Annotated in this window: 9 protein-coding genes and 2 tRNA genes; 9 read left to right on the top strand and 2 right to left on the bottom strand. The window is 72.3% G+C overall.

All coding sequences use genetic code 11. The annotated features are described in order from the left end of the window. Positions 1 to 77 precede the first annotated feature (77 nt). Together IPH07_04690 and ggt are read right to left on the bottom strand one after the other, a co-directional pair. Entirely contained in the window at positions 78 to 773 is a 696-nt protein-coding gene (locus tag IPH07_04690; protein MBK6916679.1) for a haloacid dehalogenase-like hydrolase, read from the bottom strand. Further along, on the bottom strand, positions 770 to 2,629 hold the full coding sequence (gene ggt, locus IPH07_04685) for a gamma-glutamyltransferase (GenBank protein MBK6916678.1): 1,860 nt from the start codon (positions 2,627 to 2,629) through the stop codon (positions 770 to 772). Before ggt ends, IPH07_04690 begins: the two co-directional genes overlap by 4 nt. 353 nt (positions 2,630 to 2,982) lie before the next feature. On the opposite strand from ggt, the gene IPH07_04680 reads away from it, so the two are divergent. From IPH07_04680 to IPH07_04640, 9 genes are all read left to right on the top strand, one after another. After that, a tRNA-Gln gene (locus IPH07_04680) sits at positions 2,983 to 3,056 on the top strand. A 32-nt stretch (positions 3,057 to 3,088) separates the two neighbouring features. Beyond that, positions 3,089 to 3,163: transfer RNA gene (locus IPH07_04675), tRNA-Glu, on the top strand. Between the two features lie 464 nt (positions 3,164 to 3,627). Continuing rightward, positions 3,628 to 4,056, top strand: a complete 429-nt coding sequence (locus IPH07_04670; GenBank protein ID MBK6916677.1) for a hypothetical protein — start codon at positions 3,628 to 3,630, stop codon at positions 4,054 to 4,056. Further along, positions 4,053 to 5,879: a HEAT repeat domain-containing protein gene (locus IPH07_04665; protein ID MBK6916676.1), complete on the top strand. Its 1,827-nt coding sequence runs from the start codon at positions 4,053 to 4,055 to the stop codon at positions 5,877 to 5,879. The genes IPH07_04670 and IPH07_04665 overlap by 4 nt, the downstream gene beginning before the upstream one ends. Positions 5,880 to 5,964: 85 nt before the next feature. Then, entirely contained in the window at positions 5,965 to 7,155 is a 1,191-nt protein-coding gene (locus tag IPH07_04660; GenBank protein MBK6916675.1) for an N-formylglutamate amidohydrolase, read from the top strand. A 78-nt stretch (positions 7,156 to 7,233) separates the two neighbouring features. Further along, entirely contained in the window at positions 7,234 to 7,932 is a 699-nt protein-coding gene (locus IPH07_04655) for a hypothetical protein (protein ID MBK6916674.1), read from the top strand. Between the two features lie 49 nt (positions 7,933 to 7,981). Beyond that, positions 7,982 to 8,962, top strand: a complete 981-nt coding sequence (locus tag IPH07_04650; protein ID MBK6916673.1) for a tetratricopeptide repeat protein — start codon at positions 7,982 to 7,984, stop codon at positions 8,960 to 8,962. Positions 8,963 to 8,968: 6 nt separating this feature from the next. Continuing rightward, positions 8,969 to 10,534, top strand: coding sequence for a radical SAM protein (locus IPH07_04645; GenBank protein ID MBK6916672.1), 1,566 nt, complete (start codon positions 8,969 to 8,971; stop codon positions 10,532 to 10,534). A 160-nt stretch (positions 10,535 to 10,694) separates the two neighbouring features. Then, entirely contained in the window at positions 10,695 to 11,189 is a 495-nt protein-coding gene (locus IPH07_04640; protein ID MBK6916671.1) for a hypothetical protein, read from the top strand. Positions 11,190 to 11,234: the final 45 nt, after the last annotated feature.

The raw sequence follows: 11,234 nt of genomic DNA, 5'->3' as shown, positions 1-11,234 counted from the left end.
GCCCTTCGTGCCGCCCGCGGCAGCTCCGCGTGCCGCTTGGCGCAGGAGCAAAGCCCCCGTGGGCGCGGGCCCGACGGTCACCCGCGCAGGAACGCGAGCGCCTCGGGCTGCGCCAGGTCCTGCACGGCCAGGGTCGCGCCGGCCGCTCGCAGCGCGGCGGCGTCGTAGAAGCTGGTCGCGACCGCGAGCGACTCGGCGCCGATGGCCTGCGCAGCGGCGATGTCCTTGGGGGTGTCACCGATGACGACCACCCGGCACGCCGATCGCGGCCGGCCCAGCTGCGCGGCCCCGCGCGCGGCCGCGATCGCGATCAGCTCCGCGCGGTCCTCGTGGTCGGATCCGTAGCCGCCGAACGCGAAGCGATCTCCGATGCCCAGCGGCGTCAGCTTGAGCCGGGCCCCGGGCTCGACGTTGCCGGTGCCGAGCCCGATCGCGACCTCGGCGGCCCCGCGCAGCGCGTCGAGCACCGCGAGCACGCCGTCGTGGGCACGGAAGCGGGCGGCCTCGGCGATGCACGAGGGCAGCAGCTCCAGGTAGCGCGCGATCACGGCGGCGATGTGCCGCGCATCGTCGTCGGCCGCGATCGCTGCCGCGCGGAGACCGGCGCGCACGATCGCCGGGTCGGTCATGCCCGCGAACCGTAGCGCGCGCAGGCCAGCGGTCGCGGCCTCGCCCACGCACTGCGCGAACGCGGTCTCCATCGCACGTCGGCCGGCCCCGTCGCCGTCGAGCAGGGTGCCGTCGATGTCGAACAGATGGATCGTCGGGGTCAATACGCCGAAGCCTTGCCGCCGTCACGGCTGACGTCCGCGACCGCGCGGAAGCCCTGGGTCGCGGGATCGACCTCGATGATGTTGGCGTGGCCGATGCTGCCGCGCTTGGCGACCTCGTGGCCGCGCGCGACCAGGCCGGCCTCGAGCTCGGGGCTGATGCGATCCTCGGCCCAGATCTTGTCGGGCAACCATTGATGATGCACCCGCGGTGACTCCACCACCGCGTCGGCCGACAGCCCGTAGTCGACCAGCGCGCGCACGTGCTGCGAGACCGTGGTCGTGATCGTCGGCCCGCCGGGCGAGCCCAGCACCGCGCGCAGCTTGCCGTCGGCGACCACGATGGTCGGCGTCATCGACGACAGCATGCGCTTGCCGGGCTCGATGCGGTTCTGCTCGCCCTGCACCAGCCCGAATGCATTGGCGGTGCCGGGTTTGACCGCGAAGTCGTCCATCTCGTTGTTGAGCAGCACGCCGGTGCCGGGCGCCACGAACATCGAGCCGAAGCCGAGGTTGAGCGTGTACGTATTCGAGACCGCGTTGCCGGCGTCATCCACCACCGAGAAGTGGGTGGTCTGCTCCGACTCCTTCTTGCCCGCCGTGATGCCGGCCCCGATCTTCGACGACGGCGTCGCGTGCAGTGGATCGATGTCGGCCACCCGCGAGCGCACGTAGGACACGTCGAGCAGCTTGGCCATCGGTAGCTCGACGAAGTCGGGATCGCCCAGCAGGAGGTTGCGATCGGCGTAGGTCCGCCGCGCCGACTCGACGTAGAGGTGCACCTCGTCGACGCTGCGCCAGGGTTTGTCGTGCAGCGACAGCACCTCGGCGGCCGCCAGCAGCTGCCGCAGCACCACGCCGCCCGCAGACGGCGGCGGCATCGTGATGATGGTGTGACCGCGGTAGTCGAACACGATCGGCTCGCGCTCGATCGCGCGGTACGACTGCAGATCCTCGGCGGTCCAGATGCCGCCGGCCGCGACCACGCCGCGCACCAACGCCGCGGCGACCGGGCCCTCGTAGAACCCCGCGGGGCCGTGCTCTGCGATCTGCTGCAGCGTCGCCGCCAGCTCGGGCTGCGTCCACGTCTCGCCCTCCTCGGGGGCCTTGCCGTCGGCCTGCAGGAAGTACGACGGCGTGGTGCGGGCGTCGCCCTTGCTGCGCTCGACGACGCGCGCGAGGTCCTCGGCATGCCAGCTGTCGACCACGTGGCCGTCGCGGGCCAGCGCGATCGCAGGCGCGACGACGTCCTTCCACGGCAGTGCGCCGAAGCGCGCGTGGGCCATCGCGAGCCCGGCCACGGTGCCGGGGATGCCGGCCGCCTTGGCGCCCCGCAGACGATCGTCGGTCGGGTCACCCTTGGCGTCGAGGTACATGTCGCGGGTGGCCTTGCCCGGCGCGCGCTCGCGGTAGTCGAACGCCGCGGTGGTGCCGTCGGCCATGCGCACGATCATGAAGCCGCCGCCGCCGATGTTGCCGGCCGAGGGGTGCGTCACCGCCAGCGCGAAGCCGACCGCGACCGCCGCGTCGATGGCGTTGCCGCCCTGCTTGAGGATCGCGACGCCGACGTCGCTCGCGTCGGCCTGCGCGCTCGCGACGGCACCGTGCACGCCGACCGCGACGCCGGGGTGCGTGCCGGCGTCGGGCAGCTTGCGCGCCACGCTCGCGGCCGCGTCGGTCGGCACGGTCGCGTCGGTCGGCTCGACGACCACCGCCGCGGTCGGACAGGCCGCACCGACCAGCAGCGTGAGCGCGAGCCAGGCCGCCGCGCGGACGTGCGTGCGCGCGGTGGGGCGAAGGCTGGTGCCGGGGCACGCACGGGCCTCGGACACCGCGGGGGACGCTGACTTCGACGGCATGGCGCGCGAAGCCTACCGCACGGCCCTCGCCGCGGCCCTCACCCAACGACCCTCGACTCGACGGCCCTCGACCCGACGACGGTCAACCGAGGACGTGGCTCGACCCCACTCGCGCGAGTCCAGGCCGCGCCGCGTCACGACCCGCGGGCCGCCCATCCGCAATCCCCGCAGACCGGACGCAGGGGTGCTCCAGCGGCCCGTCGAGCAGATCTCGCCCCGAGCGGCCCGGACGCCCGTCCGGATGCCCGTGACCCCGAGCCCCTCCCCCGTCGAAACCGTGTCGAAACCGAGCAGTTTCCGTCTTGACAGCCGCGCCGGCCTCTTGCATCTTCCGCAGCCACACGAGACCTCGCTCGGGGATCGTCTAATGGTAGGACTACGGATTCTGATTCCGTCTATCAAGGTTCGAATCCTTGTCCCCGAACCAACTCGTCAGCCCGACCTCGAGCATCGCCCAACGGCCCCATCGTCCAGCGGTTAGGACGCAGGGTTCTCATCCCTGAAACCCGGGTTCGATTCCCGGTGGGGTCACCACCCGACCTTCCCCCTCCCTCGCGAGGGGGTGCGGCCGGGGGGCGACGCTCGCGGCAGCCGTCGGCTTCGCGCCGGAAAAAGAACGACCGCCCGGTCACCCGAGCGGTCGTCCGCAGCACACGTCGAGGAGGATCGCCAGGGTCGAGCAACCGCCCCACCCGCGATCGACTCGCGGGGGCGCGCGGGTCGATGACCCGACCGTGGCCAGTCCACCGAGACAGACCCCCGATCGTCCCGACTTTCCGTGTCGAGCGCGTCGCGGCGCAAGTTCGGTGGGCGGCTGTGGCAGGCTGCACGAAGTGCGGCCCAGTCGCGTCGCGATGTGCCGAGACCTCGCAGCGTCACCGCAGCACGTCGTCGGCACCCGGGTTCTGGGGCCCGCGCACCCCGACGCAATCGACCACGCGGGGTGTACAGCCCTGTTTGACGGCGTCGTGTCCGCCTCGCTAACGTGGGCGTCGTCGATGTCGACGCGCGCCCGACTCACGACGCTGCTCGTCGCGGCCCTCACGGCGTGCGGCGGCAACCAGCAGGGTTACTACGGAGCGTGCGACGAGCCGGCCGGACTCGCGCTCGGCTGCGACGCCGCGCCCGACGCCGAGTTCACGGCGTGGGACGCATGTCGCAAGCTCGCGGGCTGTGGTGTGCTGTGGCCCTCGGTCGAGGACGACGGCGACATGAACACCCAGGAGCGTGACTTCGACGCCTGCGTCGACACCGTCGAAGCCAGCGAGGCGGCGCAGGGCGACGTCGTCGTCACCTGTATCGAGGCCACCAGCTGCCCCGAGCTCGCGCAGGTCGATCCCGCGACCACGCAGATGATGGATCCGAACCCGGCGGCGGCGGCGATCGAAGGCATCATCGGCTACTGCGGAAGGCTCGATCCCGGATGAACCTCGGCGCTCGGCGACGCCATCGGCTCGCTTCCGTCGCCGCGCTCGCGGTGGCCCTGTCGACCGCGCTGACGGTGCCCACGGTCGCGCTCGCGCGGGTCGCCCCTGCGGCCGACGAGCCCAGTGAGCTCGAGATCCTCGAGGCCCGCCCGACCGGCATGGAGGACGACGCGTGGCGCAAGCGCAGGCGGGAGATCGCCGCCGAGCTCGGCGAACGCCGCGACAAGGACGCGGTCGAGCCGCTGCTGAAGATCGTCGAGACCGAGCGCTACGACGCGGTGCTCTCGATCGCGATCGAGAGCCTCGGCAAGATCGGTGACGCGCGGGCCGTCGCGCCGCTGCAGCGCATCTACGCCGATCGCAGCATCGATACCTTCGTGCGCGACGACGCCGCGGCAGCGCTGCGCCAGCTCGGCCAGACCCCCCGCGACGACGCACGACTGGCGCCCGGGGCCGCGGGCGCCGACACCAGCGGCGACGAGCCGCTGGTCGCCGGCCCGCAGCTCGGCACCATGGGCGAGGCCAGCGTCGCGCCCGAGGAGCAAGACGATCCCACCGCACGGGACAAGCCGCTGCCGGCCAACGTTCGCGCGCGCGAGCGGGCCTTCACCTTCGTGCTGGGCCAGCTCGACCTCGGGGTCGACACGGCGTCGAAGCAGCAGCCACTGCTCGCCGACGGCGGCATTGCGGCGCGGGCGTACTACGTCGACGAGCGCGCGCGCTGGGGTTTCGCGGTGCGTGGCGAGCTCGGCAGCCGTGTCCGCAACGGCGACGTCACCAGCCTACCCGACATGGGCGACGACACCGGCGACGTGTTCTTCGTCGCGCAGTCGCTGGCCGGTGCGGGCGATGCCCACGTCTACTTCGGCCGCACCGACGTGCACGCCTTCGGCGAGCTCGGCATCTCGCAGCGCCTCGTTCACGTTGGCGTGGAGAACTTCGGCGGTGGCCAGCAGTCGCGCCTTTCCGACACTCGAGTCTCGCTCGACGTCATCCCCGCGGGCGGGCTCGGCTACGGTCGCTACCTCAACCGCGGCAGTGACCTCGTCGTCGACGCACTGGTCGACGCGCTGCGCAGCGAGAACAACCTCGCCCACGAACCCGACGAGGAGACCCGTCGTGCGCTGCGCGACGCGATCTATCGCCGATCGAACACCTTCTCGGCATGGCCACGCACCGCGGCCGTGCTCGCGGTGCTGCGCGCCCGCGGCCTGCTCGCGCGCCGCGAGAGTGCGCGGCTCGTCCACCGTATCCGCAGCATCGTCGAGGACCCGTCGTACGTCGATCGTCCCCGCGGCGTGCGGGTGCGTGCGGGGTTCCTCTACGACGCCGCGATCGCCCAGGCCGATCGGCTGCGCCGCGGCGACGGCATCGGTGCGCCGTTCGTGCAGCTCGACGCCGGCATCCAGCTCGGGCTCGAGCGGCAGGTGCTCATCGACACGCGCCTTTGGTACGACGTGATCGCGCGACGCGGGTTCACGACCGACACGGGCGCGACCTACACCCGCTTTTTGCACACGAAGTTCCACGACTACGCGGGTCAGTGGTTCACCGGCGTGCGCGGCGGCGTGAGCGGCCGCGAGTACGACGATCTTCCCGACGGCGTGGCCACACCGCGCATCGGCTACCGCGCGACCGCGCGGGCGGGATACGCGTTCGGCTTCCGTCGCGGCTCGCAGGTCGCGGTGGTCGGCGAGAGCGGCGTCGACTCTGGTGCCTTCGTGCTCGGACTGGCGGTGGGTCTGCAGATCGGGATTGCCCGGGGGTCGGTGTGGAACCCCGCGAGTACGCCGGTGGCACCGGCGGGCCGGCCCAAACGCTGACGCGCGGCGCAGCCGTCACGTGCGGTCCCAAGGTGGTCGCCGCGGCCGCATCCGTGGCGCCTCGGCTGCTATGCTCCGCGTCCCGGTGACGACGCGCAGCGAGCATGCGAGCGACGAGACCCTGAGCCCCGACGAGCTCGGATTGCCCGCGCACGCGTGCCTGCCGTTTCGTCTCACGGCCGCCAACGCCTGGTCGCCGCTGGTGATCAGCCTGCCCCACGTCGGGCTCGCGTGGCCGCACGAGCTGGGCCCACAGCCGCCCACCGACTTCGGTCGCAACGCCGACTACGCGGTCGACTCGCTGTACGGGGACGCGGCCCGCCGCGGAGCCGTCGCGATCCAGGCGGAGTACAGCCGGCTGGTCGTCGATCTCAATCGCGCCGCGGACGACATCTCCGCCAGCGTCGTGCCCGATCACCCGGATCCACGACCGCGCCGGCGACCGGGTGTACCGGTCGCCGCCACCGTCGACCACGACGCTCCGCCGCCGCGCCCCGGACGCGGCGTCGTGTGGACCCACGCGCTGGACAACGTCCCGCTGCACCGCGGGCCGCTCGCCTACGCCGCGCTGTGCGAGCGCATCGCTCGCTTCCACGAGCCCTACCACCGCGCGTTGGAGATCCTGCTCGCACGTCGCCGGGCCCGCTTCGGCTACGCGATCCTGCTCGATGCCCACAGCATGCCCTGCAGCGTCGGGGTCGATCTCGTGGTGGGAAGCCTCTGCGGGCGCGCCTGTGGGGCGGCGGTCGAACGGATGGCGCTCGACGCGCTCGATGCCGCTCGCGGACCCGCGGGCGAGGGTGCACCGCGCCTCTCGGTGCGGCTCAACGACCCGTACCTCGGCGGCGAGCTCGTGCGGCGCTTCGGCAGACCGGCCGAAGGCATCCACGCGTTGCAGCTCGAGGTGAGCCGCGCGCTGTACATGGACGAGCGCACGCTGACCCTGTGGCAGCTGCCCGCGTCCCACGACGACACGCGCGCGACGGCACGGCCGCCTACGTCCGCGTCCCACACGGGGGCCGGCGAGCGAGCCATCGACGACAATGGCGCCCGCGGGCGATACCCCAAGACCGCCACGCCGCCCTCCGCGCGGCAACTCGCCGATTTCGCCGAGCTGCGCCGCCGTGTATCATGCTTGATTCGAGCACTCAGCGAGCCGGTCGCGGCCACGTTGCTCGATGACCCGCGACATCGCACACGAACATCGTCGGGCACTTCTTGCGGGTCGTCGCGTGCAACGGCGACGGGTCACCCGAAGCTCCGCGCCCGACTCTGATTCCCCTCGATCCCTTGTGGCAGACGCCGCACAACGGCTAGAATCCCCGCTGACTTCGGGAGCAAAGGACCAACGTCCGTGAACCAAGCCACCAGACGCGACGCCGACGCCTTCGACGACCTGCTCGGCCAACTCGTGGACGAGTTGGCGATGACGCCGACGATGCCCGAGCCCGAGCCCGAGCCGGAACCGGTCGCGGTGCCGGGCGGGACCACCATCGGCCCGATGCCGATGGCGCCGCCCGACGCCCACGGACATCCCGGCTACGACATGCACGCGCCGCCGCCGAAGTCGGGCAGCGGCCTCGGCCTCGGCCTCGGCATCGGTGGCGGCATCGTCATCCTCGGTGCGGTGGTCGCGGGCATGCTGTTGCTGCGCCCCAGCGATCCTCCGCCGGCGACGCCCGCCCCGGCCGCCGCCGCTGCCCCGGCCGCGGAAGCGAAGGCCGCCACCCCGCCACCGCCGGCTCCGGGGGCTACGCCCGCCGCGCCGACGCAGCCGGTCGCGGGCACACCGCCAGGCACGCCAGTCGCGGGTGCCCCGGGTGTGGCCGTCGCTCCCGGCACCCCGGTCGATCCGAACGCACCGGCCGCCCCGGGCACGCCGGTGGCTCCGGGCACGGATCCCGCTGCCACCGCAGGCACACCGCCCGCGGCCGCAACCCCGACGCCGGCGGCGAGCAAGCCCAAGGCGAGCAAGCCCAAGAAGCCCAAGAAGCCGTCCGGCAGCAAGCCCGGCGGCAGCAAGCCGCCCAAGGCCGTCGACCCGTTTGGTTGACGTCCGGCCCGGTTTTCCGCGATTCACTCCTCCGAGGTTTCATCTCTCCATGCGCGCGCCCGTTCTCGCGAAGACCCTGTGCCTGGCCCTGTCGACGTCGCTCGGCATCCCCTCGGCGGTGCTCGCCGCACCGCCGCCGTCGAGCCCCGGCGGCGACCCGTCCGCGATGACGCCCGAGCAGAAGCTCGAGCGCGCCAAGCAGCTGTTCGGCGAGGGCCTCGGCGCACTCGAGGCGGGCGACAACGCCACCGCGCTCGAGCGCTTCGAGGACGCGTACTACAACTACACGCCCGACAAGCACAAGTTCAACTTCAACATCGGCATCGCCGCCTACGGCGTGGGTGACTGCGTCAAGGCCCGCGCAGCGTTCCAGCGCTTCCTCGACCTCGTGCCCGAGGATCCGAACCGCGGTGAGGCGCAGGTCAAGATCATGGAGATCGATCGCAGCGGCTGCGCCAACGTGGCCCCGCCGACGACGACGACGACCAACACGACGACCGCGCAGGAGGTCGACGGTGAGGACGACGCACCCGTCCTCAGCAGCCGCAGCTCGGCGCGCGACGAGGCCATCGAGCGCGAGCTCGACGAGAAGGAATCGAAGCGAAAGAGCCCGCTCATGATCACCGGTGCGCTGCTCACCGGTCTCGGCGCCGCGGGCGTGATCGCGGGCGGCGTGAGCGTCGGTCTCGCCAACAAGAAGGCCAACGACCTCGCTGCGCTGGCGTCGCCTGGCCCCACCGGCTTCCCACCGGGAAACTACGCCGACGACGAGGTGTTCGACCTCGATCGCAACAAGCTGCCCCGCAACAACGTCGGCACCGTGGTGTTCTTCGTGGCCGGTGGCGCGCTGCTGGTGACCGGTGCCGCGCTGCTCGGCGTGTACGCCTCGCAGAAGAAGAAGAGCGCGCGCAAGAAGGCCCGCGAGGCCGAGGACGAGGAAGCGCGCGTGCCGGCGCGAGTCCGTCTCACAGGTGTTGGCCCCACGCTGCTCCCCGGTGGCGCTGGTGCTGGCGCGTCGCTGCGGTTCTGAAGCCGCGTGACGGAGCGCGAGCGCTCGGTCATCCGTGAACGGCTCGCCGCCGAGGTGGGCACGCTGGGTCTGTCGCAGCCAAGCGACGTGTGCCTCGCGTACCCGAGCCCGTACGCGGTCGGGATGTCGAGCCTCGGCTTCCAGACGCTGTACCGCGAGCTGTGGGCGAGCGGCATCGGCTGTCATCGCGCGTTCCTGCCCGACGCCTGGGCAGGCGAGCGCCTGAGCTGGCCGCCGCCAGCGGCCGCGGTGCTCACCTACGAGGCCCAGCGACCGCTGTCGGACTATCGCATCGTCGGTATCTCGGTTGCGTACGAGCTCGAGGTCGCGGGTGTGATCCGGTTGCTGCGCGGCGCAGGCCTCCCGGTGCTGGCCGCCGATCGCCGCGAGCGCGACCCCATCGTCATCGCTGGCGGCCCGCTCACGGACACCAATCCCTCGTGTCTGCTGCCGTTCGTCGACGTCCTCATCTGCGGTGAGGCGGAGCAGCTGCTGCCCCAGGCGCTGCGCCTCATCCTCGGTGCGCGCGACCGCGACGACGCGCTCACGCAGCTCGCGGAGCTCCCCCACACGATCCTCGGCGAGCACGAGCCCGGCCGCGTCGCGCCGCTGCCGACCTGCGCCATCGCGCCGCGGGAGCTGTTGCCCGCCTTCTCCGCAATCACCACGCCGCACACCGAGCTGGCCGACATGTTCCTCGTCGAGCCCGAGCGCGGCTGCTCGCGGCAATGCACGTTCTGTGTGATGCGTGGCGCCAGCACCGGTGGCATGCGCCTGCTCGACATGGAACGCGCCCTCGCGGTGGTGCCGGCGCACGCCAAGCGCGTCGGTCTCGTCGGGGCGGCGGTCACCGACCATCCGCAGCTCGAGGCACTGGTGTCCCGTATCGTCGAGTCGGGACGCGGCGTCGGCATCTCCAGCCTCCGGGCGGACCGCCTCACGCCGTCCCTGGTCGACGCGCTCGCGCGCGGCGGCTATCGCCAGCTCACCGTCGCCTCGGACGGCATCAGCGAGCGACTGCGAACCCTCCTACGGCGCCGCATCGACGTCGCCGCGCTGCGCAACGCCGCGACCCTGGTGCGCGACCACGGCGGCCTGCGCGGGCTCAAGGTCTACCAGATGATCGGCGTGCCGACCGAGACGGAGGATGACGTCGACGAGCTGGTCGAGTTCGTGCGCGAGCTTGCCCAACTCACCCGCATCACGCTCGGCATCTCGACCTTCGTGGCCAAGCGCAACACGCCACTCGACGGTCACGGGTTCGTCGGCGTCGAGGTGGCGTCGGGTCGACTCAAGGCGATCGCGCGCAAGCTCCAGGGCATCGCGCAGCTCCGCCCCCAATCGCCGAAGTGGGCCCACGTCGAGTGGCTCATCGCCCGCCACGGACTCGCGGGCGGGCACGCGGCGTTGCGCGCGGTCGAGCACGGCGGCAGCTATCGCGCGTGGACACAGGCCTTCGCGTCGCTCGACGACCCCGGTCGTCCCTGGGTGTACGGCGACGAAGCAACGGTGGAGCGGCGCCGGGGCAAAGCCGCCCTACGCAGCGATCGCCTCCCGATTGCGGGCGCCTAGCGAGCCGCACGACGGCGCCGCCCCGTCCTGCCGCGGCTCGCGGGCGGTCCGAGCGCGATCTGTGCGAGCATGGGCGCGTTGTCCGGCGGTTCGTGGCCCGCCTGAATAGTCCCACCTGGGGTCACGTCGTTGCAGCCGGTCTTCGCGAGGGATGATGTCCATGCTCAACCGCTCCGTTTCCCGTGGCCTGCTGACTTCGGCCCTTGTCGCGCTCGCCCTGAGCGCCTGCTCGTTCTCCTACTCGTCGAGCTCGGGTCGAAGCGCCGCACCGAATCAGCCCTCGTCGTCGAGCTCGGGCAAGGCCGTCCACCACCACAGCGCGCCCACCAAGATCGACGACCGCACCAAGGCGATCAATGGCGGGGGTGGCAGCGGCACCAAGCCCATCAAGCACGTCGACAACGGCGATAGCGGCCCGACCAAGGCCAACCCTGGCACTGGCCCCAGCCGCGATCCCTCGCCGGCCCCCAGCGGCCCCGTCCGCACGCAGGCCGGCCCGAAGCGCATCAAGCCCGCCCCGAGCCGCACGCCGCCGACCACGGAACCGGCCGAGGTGCAGCCTGCGAACGCTCCGACCGCGGGCAACAACACCATCCGCGCCAAGTCGAAGACCACCAACCCGTCGGCCTCCGACACCCTGGTCGCGCCGCAGTAGCCTCCGCCTCCGGCTCGCATCCCTGACGCGCCGCCAGCCCACCCG

The sequence above is a fragment of the Deltaproteobacteria bacterium genome (genome assembly GCA_016709225.1).
Lineage (GTDB): Bacteria > Myxococcota_A > Polyangia > Nannocystales > Nannocystaceae > Xiheibacterium > Xiheibacterium phototrophicum.
This window is presented reverse-complemented; position numbering and strand designations above follow the sequence as displayed.